The sequence below is a fragment of the Aequorivita echinoideorum genome, from assembly GCF_018476645.1.
GTDB lineage: Bacteria > Bacteroidota > Bacteroidia > Flavobacteriales > Flavobacteriaceae > Aequorivita > Aequorivita echinoideorum.
Genome location: NZ_JAHCTB010000001.1, coordinates 417,311 through 434,406, shown reverse-complemented (window position 1 = coordinate 434,406; position 17,096 = coordinate 417,311). Strand labels below are relative to the sequence as shown.

At 38.7% G+C, this 17,096-nt stretch carries 14 protein-coding genes; 7 read left to right on the top strand and 7 right to left on the bottom strand.

Features of this window, described 5'->3' with window-relative positions; all coding sequences use genetic code 11:
* Positions 1-3: 3 nt before the first annotated feature.
* The 3 genes from KIV10_RS02055 to KIV10_RS02045 form a co-directional block, all read right to left on the bottom strand.
* Positions 4-774, bottom strand: a complete 771-nt coding sequence (locus tag KIV10_RS02055; protein ID WP_214111820.1) for an alpha/beta fold hydrolase — start codon at positions 772-774, stop codon at positions 4-6.
* A 68-nt stretch (positions 775-842) separates the two neighbouring features.
* Positions 843-2,135 (bottom strand): aminopeptidase P family protein, encoded by a 1,293-nt coding sequence (locus KIV10_RS02050; RefSeq protein ID WP_214111819.1) that lies wholly within the window; start codon positions 2,133-2,135, stop codon positions 843-845.
* Between the two features lie 134 nt (positions 2,136-2,269).
* The gene (locus KIV10_RS02045) at positions 2,270-3,292 is read right to left on the bottom strand and encodes a bestrophin family protein (protein WP_214111818.1); all 1,023 of its coding nucleotides are present in this window, start codon (positions 3,290-3,292) and stop codon (positions 2,270-2,272) included.
* A 169-nt stretch (positions 3,293-3,461) separates the two neighbouring features.
* Here KIV10_RS02045 and KIV10_RS02040 point away from each other — a divergent pair, with 169 nt between their 5' ends.
* The 6 genes from KIV10_RS02040 to KIV10_RS02015 all read left to right on the top strand — a co-directional run bounded on the left by KIV10_RS02040 (position 3,462) and on the right by KIV10_RS02015 (position 11,455).
* Entirely contained in the window at positions 3,462-6,296 is a 2,835-nt protein-coding gene (locus KIV10_RS02040; protein WP_214111817.1) for a WD40/YVTN/BNR-like repeat-containing protein, read from the top strand.
* Positions 6,297-6,339: 43 nt separating this feature from the next.
* Complete coding sequence (locus tag KIV10_RS13860) at positions 6,340-7,452, top strand: T9SS type A sorting domain-containing protein (RefSeq protein WP_246516157.1); 1,113 nt, start codon at positions 6,340-6,342, stop codon at positions 7,450-7,452.
* A gap of 146 nt (positions 7,453-7,598) precedes the next feature.
* On the top strand, positions 7,599-8,261 hold the full coding sequence (locus KIV10_RS02030) for a succinate dehydrogenase cytochrome b subunit (RefSeq protein WP_246516156.1): 663 nt from the start codon (positions 7,599-7,601) through the stop codon (positions 8,259-8,261).
* 11 nt (positions 8,262-8,272) lie between these two features.
* Positions 8,273-10,276: a fumarate reductase/succinate dehydrogenase flavoprotein subunit gene (locus tag KIV10_RS02025; protein ID WP_214111816.1), complete on the top strand. Its 2,004-nt coding sequence runs from the start codon at positions 8,273-8,275 to the stop codon at positions 10,274-10,276.
* Positions 10,277-10,305: 29 nt separating this feature from the next.
* Entirely contained in the window at positions 10,306-10,668 is a 363-nt protein-coding gene (locus KIV10_RS02020; protein ID WP_214111815.1) for a four helix bundle protein, read from the top strand.
* 40 nt (positions 10,669-10,708) lie between these two features.
* Complete coding sequence (locus tag KIV10_RS02015) at positions 10,709-11,455, top strand: succinate dehydrogenase/fumarate reductase iron-sulfur subunit (protein WP_214111814.1); 747 nt, start codon at positions 10,709-10,711, stop codon at positions 11,453-11,455.
* 55 nt (positions 11,456-11,510) lie between these two features.
* On the opposite strand, the gene KIV10_RS02010 is transcribed toward KIV10_RS02015, so the two are convergent.
* From KIV10_RS02010 to KIV10_RS01995, 4 genes are all read right to left on the bottom strand, one after another.
* Entirely contained in the window at positions 11,511-13,715 is a 2,205-nt protein-coding gene (locus KIV10_RS02010) for a response regulator (protein ID WP_214111813.1), read from the bottom strand.
* Between the two features lie 129 nt (positions 13,716-13,844).
* Positions 13,845-14,108, bottom strand: a complete 264-nt coding sequence (gene rpmA, locus KIV10_RS02005) for a 50S ribosomal protein L27 (protein ID WP_214111812.1) — start codon at positions 14,106-14,108, stop codon at positions 13,845-13,847.
* A 31-nt stretch (positions 14,109-14,139) separates the two neighbouring features.
* On the bottom strand, positions 14,140-14,880 hold the full coding sequence (gene rplU, locus KIV10_RS02000) for a 50S ribosomal protein L21 (RefSeq protein ID WP_214111811.1): 741 nt from the start codon (positions 14,878-14,880) through the stop codon (positions 14,140-14,142).
* Positions 14,881-15,046: 166 nt separating this feature from the next.
* Positions 15,047-15,508, bottom strand: coding sequence for a DUF4199 domain-containing protein (locus tag KIV10_RS01995; protein WP_214111810.1), 462 nt, complete (start codon positions 15,506-15,508; stop codon positions 15,047-15,049).
* A gap of 268 nt (positions 15,509-15,776) precedes the next feature.
* Here KIV10_RS01995 and KIV10_RS01990 point away from each other — a divergent pair, with 268 nt between their 5' ends.
* The gene (locus tag KIV10_RS01990) at positions 15,777-17,093 is read left to right on the top strand and encodes a M16 family metallopeptidase (RefSeq protein ID WP_214111809.1); all 1,317 of its coding nucleotides are present in this window, start codon (positions 15,777-15,779) and stop codon (positions 17,091-17,093) included.
* The last annotated feature ends 3 nt before the right edge of the window (positions 17,094-17,096 follow it).

Here is a 17,096-nt window from a genome sequence, read left to right as displayed (position 1 = left end):
ATTTCACAAAACTGAAAGCAGATAATCCGAAACTGCTTGCCCATTTTCAACGGTACTTAAATGGCCGCCGGGAAGCGTTTTCAATTTTGCACCCGTTTTTTCTGAAATAGTTTTGATTTCATCCATCGGGATTATGGGATCTTCGGAAGCGGAAATGATGTATTTCCCTCTTGGAAAATTTTTTAAAACCGAAGTTCGATCCTTTCTGTCGCGCATCCCGCGAATGGCTGCTTTTATGCCTTCCATGGGAAAGGCTTTGGCTTCGTTTTTTAATTTTTCTATTTCCGAAGCAAATTTTTCCCTAGAATTTTCTGCAAAAAGATTGCCGATGGCCATACTTATGTAGGCTTCCGGAATTTTATCCACTATCTCAAGCGAGCGATCTCTGTTTTGCTTTCTTTCCTCAGAATCTTCGGCAGTTGTTGAATTCAAAAGAATGAGTTTTTCAACGGAATCCACATATTTTTCGGCGTAGGCCAAAGCCACGTAACCTCCCATGGAATGCCCAACAAATGTGGCTTTTTGAATTTTCAATTCTTTCAAAAGTGAATTGACTACATCCGCCATCAATTCCATACTGTGGGTTTCGTGAACTGTTTCGCTCTTGCCGTGACCGGGAAAGTCCAAAATAAGAACCGTATTTTTTTCAGAAAGCTTCGGAATTAAATAGTTCCACATGGTACTACTTTCCAAAAAACCGTGCAATAAAACTACCGCCGGGCCTTGCCCGAAGATTTCGTAATGGATGGAAATATTTTTGAATTTAAAAGTCATGTTTGAAATAGACCTACAAAGTTTTTGAAACCTTGCAGGTCTAATGTTATTATTCTCTTTTCTTTCTTCTATTTATTCATCAATTCCTCAATTTCTTCAGCTTCAATTGGAATGTTGCGCATTAAGTTAAAAGGTTCGCCTTTTTTCTGGATAACCACATCGTCCTCCAACCGAATCCCGAAACCTTCCTGCGGAATGTAAATGCCCGGTTCTACGGTGAAGACCATGTTTTCGGTCATTTTTTCCCATAGAATCCCGTAATCATGGGTATCTAGACCCAAATGGTGGCTGGTGCCGTGCATAAAATATTTTTTGTAGGCTGGCCAATTTTTATCTTCATTTTTTAAATCTGCCTTGTCCAATAGTTTCAGGTCGAGCAGTTCCTTGGTCATTAAATTACCCACTTCAACGTGGTATTCCTTCCAGTAGTTTCCGGGAACGAGCATTTTTGTAGCTTCATCTTTCACACGGAGCACGGCATCATAAACTTGGCGCTGACGTTTGCTAAATTTTCCGCTCACGGGAATGGTTCGGGACATATCGCTGCTGTAATTGGCATATTCCGCACCCACATCCATCAAAATAAGATCGCCCTTTTTGCACTGCTGGTTATTTTCAATATAATGGAGCACATTTGAATTGTTTCCACTTGCGACAATGGGCGTGTACGCGAAACCTCGTGACCGGTTTCTTAAAAACTCGTGCATATATTCTGCTTCAATTTCATATTCCCAAACACCTGGTTTTACGAAATTTAGGATTCTTTTGAAACCTTTCTCGGTGATATTGCAGGCTTCCTGAATCAAATCGATTTCAATTTGATCCTTGACCGAGCGCAATCGCTGTAAAATGGGATTGCTACGCTCCCAGTTGTGCGCTGGGAATTTCGCCTTTGTCGCTTTTATAAATCGATCTTCGCGCGTTTCGGTCTCAACAGATGCGCGATAATGCTCATTTGTATTGAAATAAATGGTTTCCGCTTGGGTCATTACCTCAAAGAAAATTTTATCAAAATCCTTGAGCCAATGCACGGATTTAATTCCGGTAACTTCAAATGCTTTTTCCTTGGTCAATTTTTCACCTTCCCAAACCGCGATGTGATCATTGGTCTCGCGCACAAAGAGCATCTCGCGGTGCTCTTTATTGGGCGCATCTGGAAAGAGTACCAATTTGGTTTCCTCTTGGTCCGCGCCGGTGAGGTAAAAGATATCGCGTGCCTGCTGGAATGGCATCGTGCTATCTGCGCCAATGGGATAAATATCATTGCTATTGAATACGGCAAGACTTTTCGGCTTCATTTTGGCCATAAAATTCTTGCGGTTTTTAATGAATAGTTTGCTGTTTATTTGCTTGTATTTCATCTTGAATTTTTCTGAATTTCTTCAAAATTAATTATTCTAAACCGAAGCCAAGAAAGTTGGGGGTTAAAAGTGTACCAATGTTGAGGTTTATTTAAGAAGAAATCATTTTTAGTGCAAATGAAATAGGAAAAATGCTAATAAAGAATGTCATCTTTGGCCAAAACGGGCGGGGGTAAATTGTCTTCATCCAGCATATCCCGAAGATCAATTTCTATGGTACGGCAAAGTGCAGTGATAGGAACATCATTTGTGCGGCCTTCAAAAGGATCTTCACTTATATCTCCAACCAATTCCATGGTTGTGAAAATCCACATAATCAATACCGTAAAAGGAATCATTTGTAAAAAAAGTAGGGAAATTTCAAAACTTTCGGCTACGTCACCATATACATGTTCCTCAAAAATATTTAAGAGCCCCAAAGGAATCAACAGAACGAAGACCCACGTAAAAATACGCGAGAAATCACCGTATTGCCTGGGGAATGGTGTGTTTTTGATACGTTCGCACATACCTTGTAAATTGTAGAACATTTCCAAAATTCCGTGCATGGTTTGTTCCTGCAGGGCGTCTAAGTTGTATGTTTTTCGAAGTTGCGATATATCCGCAGCTTGATTTTTTATTAGGTGCGTGGCAGGATTTACCCTGTTCGTAACATCTTTATATTCTTCGTTATCTAAAAATTCTGAAAGCATATCGAATGGAATATCTCTTTCGCCGTGTCTGTTGAACATTCGTTCCATGAAATAACCGTGATCGAGTGTCCAAGGCCTGGACTGTCTTAACTGTATTCGCAATGCGTTCATCCAGGCAATGTGGCGGTAAACCATTCTTTTTTTGAAAATTTTATCGGCTTCGGTATTTCCCGTTTGCACAAAACTTAAAACCTGAATAGTCCAAGTTCTGCTATAATTTACAACGTTGCCCCAAATTTTCCGGCCTTCCCAAAAACGCTCATAACTTTGACTATTTTTAAAGCCCACATAAAACGAAACCGCAATACCTATAACGGTCAGCGGCTCGAAAGGAATATCAATAAAGGTCCATCCCAGATAATTGTACACGCAAAAAATTAAAAACGAATAAGCGATAAAAAGTGCAATATTAAGCCAAGTGTACCGAAAGATTAAAGTCCAGCGAATCTGCCTTCTTACATACATAGTGTGGAAGTTTGATGTTTGCGAATGTAGCGATTAAATGGGTGGTTAAATTTTATTTGTATAAAATTTAATTGGTTTTTAATATCCTATTTGATTTTATGCTATTGTCACATCTCAAGTTGTATTGCACATTTTGTTTTTATACCTTCAACTTTCAAAACACTTCCCAATGCAAAAAAATTTTTTTTTAGTTACGTGCCTTATTTCATTTCTGGCGTTTTCACAGCAACCGCCCACCCCAGCAATAATTATTCAAAATGGAATTCAACAAAAAAATGAACTCGCTCAAAATTCCGCGGTAAAAAATCTTTCCTTTAAAAATATAGGTCCCTCAATTATGAGTGGCCGGGTAGTTGATTTTGCGGTAAATCCAGCCAACCCCACAGAGTTTTACGTGGGCTACGCCAGTGGAGGACTTTGGTACACAAACAACAACGGAACTTCATTTGCACCTGTAATGGACAACAGTCCGACTCAAAATGTGGGCTGTGTGGCTGTAGATTGGAAAAATGGTACTATATGGGTGGGCACGGGTGAGGTTAATGCCTCTCGATCTTCCTACGCGGGAATTGGTCTTTTGAAAAGCACTGACCGAGGAAAGACTTGGGAAAATATGGGGCTTACGGACAGCCATCACTTAGCAAGCATCCTTATAAATCCGTCAAATCCAAATGAAGTAGTAGTTGGTGCGGTGGGACATCTATACTCCACTAATGAGGAAAGAGGGGTTTTTAAAACAATTGATGGCGGGAAATCTTGGCAAAAAACACTTTTTATTAATGATAAAACGGGCGTTATTGAAATTTCGGCGAATCCGGAAAATTTCAATACTATGTATGCGGCGGCTTGGGAAAAGGACCGCAAAGCGTGGAATTTTGAAGGCAGTGGTGAGGGCAGTGGACTGTACAAGAGCACTGATGCTGGGAGCACGTGGGTAAAAATTTCTACCGAAACTAGTGGTCTTCCCATAGGCAAAGGAATGGGCAGGATGGGGACGGCAGTTGTGGATGATGAAACTGTTTATTTAATTGTGGATAACCAATTTCACCGCGAAGAGAAAACGGAAAAGGAAGAAACTGATATTATTTCAAAAGATTTTTTTATTGGGATGACTGCCGAAACTTTTTTGGAGATGGAGGATAAAAAGTTAAACCAATTTCTGAAGGCAAACGGTTTTCAGGAAAAATATAGGGCTGAAAATATAAAGCAAATGGTTCGTGTAGGTACGGTAAAACCGGAAGATTTAGCAAAATATCTTGAAGATGCAAATAGCCAGTTGTTCAATACGCCCGTGATTGGGGCAGAGGTCTATAAAAGTTTGGATGGAGGGGAAAGCTGGATAAAAACCCACGATGGTTTTCTGGACGATCTCTATTATTCCTATGGATATTATTTCGGAAAAATCCATGTGGACCCAAGCGATGCCAATAAAATCTACATCTATGGGGTCCCCATTTTAAAATCTTCTGATGGAGGAAAAACTTTTGAAAGCATCGATGCCGATAACGTGCACGCAGACCATCACGCACTTTGGATAAACCCCAATATGCCCGGACATTTGATTGATGGCAACGATGGCGGGGTAAACATTACGTATGATGATGGCAAAACGTGGATAAAAAATAATGCTCCAGCTGTAGGTCAGTTTTATTCCGTTAATGTTGATTCTGAAAAAAATTACAATGTTTATGGAGGCTTGCAAGACAATGGCGTCTGGGTAGGCCCACATAATTACGAGGAAAGCGCTGGCTGGCAACAAAATGGCAAATATCCGTATGAAAGCATTATGGGCGGTGACGGCATGCAGGTTCAAATTGATAGCCGAAATAGCGATGTGGTTTACACGGGGTTTCAGTTTGGGAATTATTTCAGGATAAATAGAAAAACAGATGAGACTACGTACATACAGCCCAAACACGAGTTGGGGGAAAGTCCGTATCGTTTTAATTGGCAGACACCTATTTTATTGAGTCCGCACAATCAGGACATTCTTTATTTGGGCGGAAATAAATTGATGCGGAGTATGAACCAGGGTACTGATTGGACTGCTATTTCAGAAGATTTAACACAGGGCGGAAAAGCTGGAAACGTGGCATACGGCACGCTTACTTCCATCAGCGAATCTCCATTTCAGTTTGGGTTATTGTACACCGGAAGCGATGATGGATTGATTCATATATCAAAAAATGGTGGTGGAAATTGGAATAATATATCGGGTAGTCTTCCGAAGGATCTTTGGGTAAGCCGTGTCATTGCTTCTTCGCATAAAAAGGAAAGAGTTTACATCACGCTTAATGGCTATCGTTTCGACAATTTTAAACCTTACGTTTATGTAAGCGAAAATTTTGGAAACACTTGGAAAGACATCAGCGGCAATCTTCCAGCCTCTCCTGTTAATGTAGTAAAAGAAGATCCAGTAAATGAAAATCTTCTTTATTTGGGAACAGATAACGGTGCATACATTTCTTTCAATAGAGGCGAAAATTGGGAGGTTTTTTCAAAGGAACTACCCAATGTTGCCGTGCACGATTTGGTAATTCAGCCAGAGGCAAAAGATTTAGTTCTGGGAACACACGGCCGCTCACTTTATGTTGCGGATATTGCCCTGCTTCAAAAATTGACGGATGATACGATGAAAGAAATTGTTGTTTCTGAAATGGATACCATAGAATTTTCACCACGTTGGGGAAGCAAATTTAGCACGTGGGGCAAATTTTATGAACCGAAAACTTCAATTCAATTTTATGCACCGAAAAAAGGAAAGGCAATAATTTTAATCTCTTCCGAGGAGGGAAAGGAATTGAAGCAATGGACAGTTGATGCAGAAAAAGGGGTAAATGTTGTGGAATATGATTTCACGGTATCTGAAAAGAGAATTAAATATTTTGATAAAGAGAAAATATCGAAAGCTGAAAATGGGTTGTATTATTTGCCGTCGGGGAAATATTCTGTCCAAATCAAATTAGAAGAAATTACTTCACTTACCAATTTTTCAATAGAATAATTTTTTATATTTAATGCTTCTAACAATTTAAAAAACTAATATGATGAAAAAACTACTTGCTTTATCGATCGTATTGTCTTTGACAATATTTACAAAAGGTGCTGCTCAAAATGCAGAAATGGCTCCAACTACTAATTCTTCTTATGAAATTGAAGATACTAATGAACTTTTTGATTTGCTTTTCAATTATGATATTGGCGCAGAAATAGGTGCCCAGGGTAATGCCGGGGTCATATTTTTCAATGACCAATATTGGATATCGGCTTGGGCTTCAGATTTAATTCACGTTCTCGATTCTAATGGTAATTTTATAGAAACATTTAGCATTCCTGGAGTTACAGGAACTCGATCAATGACTACAGATGGCACAAATATTTATATAGGCACTGCATCAACACAAATATTAATTATAGATCCTGCAACCAGAACAAATACTGGTGCAATAACAATTTCGCCATCTACTGATGCGACAGCGAGAATGGTCGCCTATGATCCTACTCTTGATGGAGGCAATGGAGGTTTTTGGACTGGAAATTTTGGTTCTGATATAGCTTCTTTTGATATGTCCGGAAATGAAATATCAGTTATTCCCCAATCTACACATTTAACAACCATATATGGCGGAGCAGTGGATCTTGTTAGCCCAGATGGCCCTTTTTTATGGATTCACGATCAAACTGCTGTTGGTGGGGGAGATTTGGTTGTACAACTTGAGCTTCCTTCCGGAAATCCAACTGGCGTAGTGTATGATTATAACTTATCTGGTCAACCCGCAGGAAACACTGGTATTGCTGGTGGTCTTTTTATTACAGATGAATTAGTCCAAGATACTTCTGTTATTATTGGTGTATCTCAAGGTACTCCTTCTGATCAATTGTTTGTTCTAGAATTATTTGAAGATGTTATTGCTGGCGTAAATGATAACAGCATTGCAAACTTCAATCTATATCCTAATCCTGCAAATGGTATAGTAAATATTCAAACTAAACTATCTGGCGAAAAGAGTATTGTTATTTATGATGTTTTAGGAAAACAAGTATTGAGCACTATTCTTTCAGGAGATGAGCTTAATATTTCTGAATTAAAAGCTGGAGTTTATATGATTAGTGTAACACAAAACAATGCCACGGCCACTAAAAAATTAGTTGTACAATAACTTTTGCTAAATTACTTAGAAAAAAGCCACCCATTGGGTGGTTTTTGCTTTAATAAGTCTAAATAGTGTAGTAATAATGCTATTTTTTTGGCATTCAATGTCTCGTAGTGTATTTTTGCATTCTCAATTCTTGAAATAAAATAATAATGGGAATATTATCCTCTTCAATTGCCCGAAAAGTAGCTATGGCACTTTCTGGCTTGTTTCTTGTGGTCTTTCTTGCCCAGCATTTTACCATCAATGTTATATCGGTCATAAATCCGGATACCTTCAATAGCTGGTCACATTTTATGGGTACAAATGTACTTGTTCAAGGTGTGCTTCAGCCCATCTTGATTTTTGGCGTTATTTTTCACTTTTGTATGGGAATTTTTCTTGAAATTAAAAATAATAGCGCGCGGAAAATAAAATACAAATCCTATAAAGGCGATAGAAATTCAACTTGGGCATCTCGGTATATGATAGTAACCGGATTGGTTGTTTTAGCATTTTTGGGACTTCACTTTTACGATTTCTGGTTTCACGAAATAACGTATAAATATTTAGAATCGAACCCAGAGGATCCCACGAGATATTATCCAGAATTGGTTGAGAAATTTAGAAGCCCTGTTCGTACGGGTATTTACTGTGTTTCATTTGTATTGTTGATGCTTCACCTTTGGCATGGTTTTTCCTCTTCCTTTCAAAGTATGGGATGGAACAACAAATATTCTAAGGGATTAAGGGCTTTTACCCAAGTTTATGCAATAGCTATTCCGCTTGGTTTTATATTTATTGCACTATACCTTCATTTTAATCAAATCCACTAAAAGAAAAAGCGATGTCGATATTAGATTCCAAAATACCCAAAGGACCCTTAGCCGATAAGTGGACAAAACATAAAAACGATATAAACCTCGTTAACCCCGCCAACAAACGTAACATTGATGTTATTATGGTGGGCACGGGTCTTGCAGGGGGAAGTGCCGCCGCAACCCTGGCCGAGCTTGGTTACAACGTAAAAACATTTTGCTATCAAGATTCACCTCGCCGCGCACACTCTATTGCTGCACAGGGAGGTATCAATGCCGCAAAGAATTATCAAGGCGATGGCGACTCAACCTATAGATTATTCTATGATACCATAAAAGGAGGTGATTATCGCTCTCGCGAAGCAAACGTGTATCGTCTTGCTGAGGTTTCGGCAAATATTATTGACCAATGCGTTGCCCAAGGTGTTCCCTTTGCGCGTGAATACGGTGGAATGCTGGACAACCGCTCTTTTGGAGGGGTGTTGGTTTCAAGAACTTTTTACGCGAAGGGCCAAACTGGTCAGCAGTTGCTTTTAGGGGCTTATGCTGCCATGAATCGCCAAATAAACCGTGGAAAAATAACACCTTACAACCGTCACGAAATGCTGGATTTGGTGATCGTGGATGGAAAGGCTAGAGGAATTATAGCGCGTGATTTGGTAACAGGTAAAATTGAAAGACATTCCGCACACGCCGTGGTTATTGCCTCGGGTGGTTATGGAAATGTTTTCTTCCTTTCAACAAATGCTATGGGAAGTAACGTAACCGCTTCTTGGAAAATTCATAAAAGAGGGGCGTATTTCGCAAATCCGTGTTACACGCAGATTCACCCAACGTGTATTCCTGTTTCCGGAGATCACCAAAGTAAACTTACTTTGATGTCTGAATCACTTCGAAATGATGGAAGAATTTGGGTTCCGAAGAAAAAGGAGGATGCGGAAGCAATCAGAAACGGAAAAAAGAAACCCACTGATCTTTCAGCTGAAGAAAGAGATTACTATTTGGAACGAAGATATCCATCTTTTGGAAACTTGGTGCCACGGGACGTTGCTTCGCGTGCCGCAAAAGAAAGATGTGATGCCGGCTATGGTGTAAATAAAACAGGTGAAGCTGTTTATTTGGATTTTGCTTCGGCGATTGAGCGCTACGGAAAAGAACAGGCTGCCATCCACGGAAACCACAATCCAAGTGATGCCGAAATTAAAAAATTAGGAACGCAGGTTATTGAAAGCAAATACGGAAACCTTTTCCAGATGTATGAGAAAATTGTAGATGAAAATCCATACGAAACTCCCATGATGATTTATCCCGCGGTACATTATACAATGGGTGGTGTATGGGTAGATTATAATTTGCAATCCACGATTCCAGGCTGCTACGTTACGGGTGAAGCTAATTTCAGCGACCACGGAGCCAATCGCTTGGGTGCTTCGGCGTTGATGCAAGGTCTTGCGGATGGTTATTTTGTATTGCCGTACACCATTGGTGATTACCTTTCAAAAGATATTAAAACAGGAAAAATTTCGACTGAAACAAAAGAATTTGACGAAGCTGAAAGCCGCGTTCGTGAACTTCTAAATAAATTGGTTAACAACAACGGCACGCATTCCGTAGATTATTTCCATAAAAAGCTCGGAAAAATTATGTGGGACAAATGCGGAATGGCGCGCAATGCAGAGGATTTGAAGTCTGCAATGTCTGAAATAAGAGCGCTTCGGGAGGAATTCTGGAAAGATGTGAAAGTACCTGGCGGGATGGACGAAATGAACAGCGAGCTAGAAAAAGCAACCCGTGTTGCAGATTTCCTTGAATTGGGCGAATTGTTTGCAAAAGACGCGCTGCACAGAAATGAGAGTTGTGGTGGCCATTTTCGTGAGGAATACCAAACCGAGGAAGGAGAGGCATTGCGCGATGATGAGAACTTTATGTACGTAGCCGCTTGGGAATACACCGGAGATCCCGGAAACGAGGTGCTGCATAAAGAAGAATTGGATTATGAGAATATTGAAGTGAAGTCACGTTCCTATAAATAGGAATAAGAGAATAGCGAATAGTCAATAAAATGGGCTCTGTAAAATCCTATAAAGAATTAATTGTTTGGCAAAAAGCCATAAAGCTTGTTAAGGAAATTTACTTGCTCACCAATTCTTTTCCAGAGGATGAAAAATACGGATTGGTTTCCCAAATGAGACGTTCGGTTGTTTCAGTCCCATCAAATATTGCAGAAGGGTGGGGAAGGATGTCAAAAAAAAGTTATATTCTATTTCTTAGAACGGCAAGAGGTTCTTTGTTTGAATTGGAAACTCAAATAATTATTTCAGCAGAGCTGAATTTTTTTACAAATACTAAAAATATTGAAAGTTTAATAATTGAAATTAGCAAAATGTTGAATGCACTGATTAAAAGCTTGAATGAAAGAGAATAATCCCTCTTTGCTTTTCGCTAATTTCTAATTCCTTTATAATATGAAACTTACTTTAAAAATCTGGCGCCAAAAAAACGCAAATACTAAAGGAGAATTAAAAACATATCCCATCGATGGAATTGAGGGCGATATGTCTTTTCTTGAGATGCTTGACGTATTGAACGAAGGTTTAATAAACAAAGGTGAGGAGCCCGTAGTTTTTGATCACGACTGCCGTGAGGGAATTTGTGGAAGCTGCTCACTACAAATAAATGGTGAGCCGCACGGCCCAGATAGGTTGATTACTACGTGCCAACTACATATGCGTATGTTCAAGGATGGAGATACTATTGTAATTGAGCCATTCCGCGCTACGGCCTTTCCAGTAATTAAGGATTTGGTAGTGGATAGAAGTTCGTTTGATAGAATTCAGCAGGCGGGTGGATTTATTTCGGTGAATACTTCTGGAAACACTATTGATGCCAATGCAATCCCTGTAAATAAGCACGATGCTGACGAATCTTTCAACGCGGCTACATGTATTGGTTGCGGTGCGTGTGTAGCTGCCTGTAAAAATGCGAGTGCGATGCTGTTTACTTCAGCAAAGGTGAGCCAATTCGCTTTATTGCCACAGGGAAAAACCGAAGCAACAGAACGCGTTCTCAATATGGTTGCACAGATGGATAAGGAAGGGTTCGGAAATTGTAGCAATACAGGCGCTTGCGAGATTGAGTGCCCAAAAGGAATTTCATTGGAAAATATTGCAAGAATGAATCGTGAATATTTAGGAGCGAGTATAAAAGGATAAAACAAAATCCATATTAATATGCGAAATCCCGATTTAAGATCGGGATTTTTTGTGCTCAATTTTTTTGAATATGCTTGGATAGTTTTTTCAGAAATTTGTCCACGTTATACGGTTTCACCATGATATCATCCATTCCACTTTCCATAATTGCGGAAAGCATATTTTCCTCTTCCACGGCTGTTAACGCAATAATGGGTACGGTTTTATTGAATTTTCTTATTTCCAAGGTTGTTTCCAAGCCATTTTTTCCGGGCATGTTGATGTCCATCAAAACAAGGTCAAATTCCGTATTTTTCAAAATTTCAATTGCCTCATCGCCGTTGTTCGCTATCGTGCATTTTAAATGGTGATTTTCTAAAATTTTCTTTGAAACCAATTGGTTGATTCTATTGTCATCCACGACCAAAACATTTTTACCGGCCAGCAATTTTGTTTCATCCAAAACATTTTTCTCGTCGCTAGCTATCACGCCTTTTTTAAACGTATAATTAAATATGAAAGAAGAACCCTTCCCCGGCTCACTTTCTAAATGAATAGTTGTATTGGCACTGTCCAGCAGTTTTTTGACAATGGGTAGCCCGAGTCCGGTACCCTGAAATTTATATTCGTGGGAATCCACCTGCTGAAATTCCTCAAAAATGGTCTGCTGCTTTTCATAAGGAATTCCCACGCCGGTATCCTTTATTTCAAAACGAATGGTTACAAAATCATCCGTTGCGCTCTCCAAATTTAATATGATTGAAATAACACCTTCTTCTGTAAATTTTGAAGCATTGCCCACAAGATTCATTAAAATTTGTGAAAGCTTCATTCGGTTCCCAATAAGCGGGCTAGGAATTTCCTCGGAAATATTTAATCGAATTTCATTTTTATTCTGAAGAAGAATGTATTCAAAAGATGATGCAATGGAATTGATAAGTTCTTCCAAATCAAAAGAAATCTGAACGTCCTCCAAGGTTTTTGATTCTATTTTGCTTATCTGGAGTACATCATTAATTAGCGCCAAAAGGTAATCTGCAGAAAATTTTAAGTGTTTTAAATCCTTCTCGTGGTCTTTGAGCCCCTCATCTTCCAGTAAAATGGTACTCAACCCTATAACGCCATAAAGCGGAGTGCGCAATTCGTGACTTACCGTTGAAAAAAATTGGCTTTTGGCTTTGGCTAGTTCTTCAGATTTTTCCTTTGCGATTTGGTATAATCTATTTTGCTCCTTTAAATCTAAGAGCAACACTTTCCGACGTTTATAATTAATCCACAAAATGACAAGAAATGTGGCCAAAACAAAGGCAGCTGCTATAAAAATGTAAAGGAGAATACTGCTTTGTCGCGCTTTTTGTCTGCTAAGTTCGGTCTCCAGTTCCGCCTGTTTGGCTTGTTGTTTATATTCGTTTACGCTAAACTGCGCATTGGCAGTCTGCATTGCCATCATCTTTTCTTTTTCAAATTGAAGTGAATTCAGGCTGTCATATTTTTTTCGGATTAGAAAAGCTTCTTTATAATTTTTGTTTTCAAAAAGCGCCTTGCTGTATTCCTTGTAAACCTCTATAAGATTGTCATCGTTGTATTCACCTTTTAATGCAAAGTCAATGGCGATCTCAAAATTTTTAATAGCTGTTTCTGGATTGTTATTTGCCAAATTTATTTTACCCTCCAGCAGTTTCATTTCAGTGGTAAGCCCATTGAATTTCACGGCATCAAAACCTGCTTTGGCTTTTTCGAAGAAGGAAATAGCCTTTTTTCTGTCATTTTGATTGAGGTAGGATTCTGATAAATTGTAATATACCATAGAATATTCAATGGTGTCTCCAAGTTTTTTTGAAAGCGGCAGCGCCTTTTGGAAATAGGGTAGCGCAGCTTCATGGTTTTTTTCACTCACGAAAAGTGCGCCCATTAGATTGTAGGCACGAGCCATTTTAAACGTATCCTTTTTTTCCTCGGCAAAATTTTTATAAGCTTCTGTGTATTCGTGTGCATTTTTGAAATCCTCCATGTACATAAAGGTGGCTGCCATTATGTATCTGGAGTAAAATGCGGCAGCGGTATCGCCCAAACGTTCTGCAAATTTTATATTCTCAATGCTATTGAGTACTACAGAATCATATTTTCCCTCGAAGAGTTGAAAATCAACTTTATCCTGAAGTTTCTTAAGGGAGTCCTTCGCTTTTTTTTGATTGGTAACGGATTTTTGGGCTTGATTTTGTGCCGCAATGTGAATAGAAGAAAAAAGTAAAAGAAGAGGAAAGATTATTCTGAAAACCATAGTTATTGACTGAAAGCAATTTGTTGCTAAAATAATATTATTTGCAGAATCGAAATCATTCAATTAAATACAAAAGCCCTCACAGTTTGTTGTGAAGGCTTTTGAATATTTAAGATATAAATGAAGTGACTATGCTTCTGCGTTCGGAATAATTGAAACGTAGCTTTTGTCATCTCTTTTTTTGGTAAATTTTACCACACCATCCACTTTTGCGTGCAAAGTGTGATCTTTACCGCCATACACGTTCTCACCAGGGTGATGCGTATAGCCTCTTTGTCTTACGATGATATTTCCAGCGATAGCCTCTTGACCACCAAAAATCTTAACGCCAAGACGTTTCGATTCTGATTCGCGACCGTTTTTGGAACTACCAACTCCTTTTTTGTGAGCCATGGTTTATAGATTTTTAATTAATAACTTTAGTTTATTTGTTCTTCAACAATTCTTTTGCCTGCTTTACCCACTCATCGGCCTCGATTTTTTCGCGGGTTATTCCATCGATACTTGAAAGTTCATCGCGGTCTGCAGCTTTAAGTTTGCTGATTTGCTCAAAGGTATAGATACCAAGTTCGTTCAATTTCTCTTCGAAAACTGGGCCAATTCCATTGATTAATTTTAAGTCATCTGCGGCAGATTTTGGCGCAGTGCCAATGCTGTTAAGCACTTTCTCGATATTGATTTCGATGTTTGCGCTCTCAGCTCTTTTTTCAGCTCTGGAAACCAAATTTTCACTAACCTCAACCTCTTTTTTAGAAGTGGTTGCCTTTTTTGTTTCAGGCTTAGCTTCTGTTTTTTTAGCGGTTTCTTTTTTGGGCTCAGGCTTTGATTCTTTCTGTGCTTCTTTCTTTCCTCCAGAAGCAACAATGCTTTCAATCATAATTTCAGAAAGATACTGACGGTGTCCGTTTTTCTTACGGAAACCTTTTCTTCTTTTTTTCTTGAAAACAATAACTTTATCACCTTTAAGGTGCTTTACGACTTTTGCTCCTATAAGAGCGCCGTTTATAGCCGGGGCGCCTATGGTAATATTATCTCCGTCACCTATAAGAAGAACATTGTCAAAAGAAACACTTTTTCCTTCTTCTACTGGTAAACGATGAACATACACCTTTTGGTCTTTCGCAACTTTTACTTGCTGCCCTGCTATCTCTACAATTGCGTACATAGCGAATCGTTTATAAAATGGTTAAACAAAATGCCTTTACCGTCCGGTAAAAGCGGGTGCAAATATAATTTTTAAAAACTAAACAACAAAGTGTTTTTATTTAATCTTTTCGGAGCCAAGGAGGTAAAGTATTTCGAAGACAATATTTAATTCATAAAATACTGAATTATTTCATTGTGTTTCTATTGCCGTCCGGGGTATTCCATGAATTTTTGAGAAGTTGCATAAAAGCCAATGTCAATACAAGAGTAGTGGCAAAACCCATGATTAATAATGATATAAGGAGCATTAAAGTGCCAAGATCATATTCAAGATCCCAAGATTCCATAATATTTGCGGCAAATTCCCCATCAATTTGGTACATGTAGATCGCCATAAAAATGGTAAACAAAATGGTGGCAATGCCACCGCAGAAAAGGCCAACTTCAAATCCTTTTTCATATTTTAATCTTGTGGTCTTTCTGGAACGGTATGTTTTCATCGCCATGTATAGACCTATTGCATAAATAAGTCCGTTTGCCGCACTCAAAACGGGATATTGGTGAAGACCGACAATTTTCAAAAGCAGAAAATAGGCGATTAATATTACGGCAATCCAAATACCAAAGCGTGAATATATCTTGAACATAGTTGTTAGTTTTATGGTGAAAAGTTACAAAAACTTCAATTATATTGTACAAACGGTTTGTTAACTTTTTCTACCAAGCCTTTGTCGCTACAGGAAATAGTATCTGTTCAAATGGTTAAATAATTGATTTATAATAAAATTTCAGAATAAAGTATTTGGTAATTTTTGTAACATAAATAAATCTTAATGGACTTATGCTTTGGCAACAAAGCACATCAAACTTTGTATTTTTGCAAAAAATGAAAATAATAACCTCTAAATAATTAAAATGAAAAAAACATTTCTTTCCACCTTGTTGGTTTGTGCCGGTTTTTTCGGCAGCCAAGCGCAGCAAGTAGATTTTGAAGAATATGACCTGCCAAATGGCTTGCACGTTATTTTACACGAAGACAAAACCGCACCAGTAGTAATTACTTCGGTTATGTACCACGTTGGGGCCAAAAACGAGAACCCGGAACGTACGGGTTTTGCCCACTTTTTTGAACATCTTCTATTTGAAGGAACCAAAAACATAGAACGCGGAAAATGGTTCGAAATAGTTTCTTCCCAAGGTGGTAGCAATAATGCCAATACTACCGATGATCGTACATATTATTATGAAGTATTTCCATCAAACAATGTGGAATTGGGCCTTTGGATGGAAAGCGAGCGTATGTACCATCCCATCATCAACCAAATAGGTGTCGATACCCAAAACGAAGTGGTTAAGGAGGAAAAAAGACTGCGTGTGGACAATCAACCATACGGAAATCTTTTAAAAGCCGTAAAGGAAAAATTGTTCACCAACCATCCGTACCGTTGGGCAACCATTGGTTCTATGGAACACTTGGACGCTGCCACGCTTCAGGAATTTCAGGATTTCAATAAAAAATATTATGTGCCTAATAATGCAGCGCTAGTTGTTGCTGGAGACATCGATAAACCAAAGGTGAAGAAAATGATTGAGGACTATTTTGGAGGCATTCCAAAAGGTGCCGAAGTAGTTCAGGTAGATGCAAAGGAACAGCCTATCACAAAACAGATAGACGCTAAATACTACGACCCCAACATTCAGTTGCCTATGATTGTGCACGCGTACCGTACACCGTCTATGCTGGAGCACGATGCGTATGTGCTGGATATGATTTCAACGATTTTAAGTGATGGTAAAAGTTCGCGGCTTTACAAAAAATTGGTAGACGATAAAAAAATGGCGCTTCAGGTGGCGGCCATTAATTTAAGCCAAGAAGATTACGGAAGCTACGTGACGCTGGCAATTCCTTTAAACAATACGCCTTTGGAAGATATTACAAGGGAAATTGATGAAGAAATTGTAAAACTTCAAACGGAGCTTATTTCTGAAAGGGAATTTGAAAAACTTCAGAATATTTACAAAAATCAATTTGTTACCAGAAATGCAACCGTTGCGGGTATCGCAAATTCATTGGCCAACTATTATACCTTTTATGGCGATACGGACCTTATCAATAAGGAACTGGATATCTACAAAAACATAACCCGTGAGGAAATAAGAGAGGTAGCCAAAAAATATTTAAATCCAAACCAACGCTTGCGTTTGGAATACTTGCCAGAAAAAAATCAATAATCT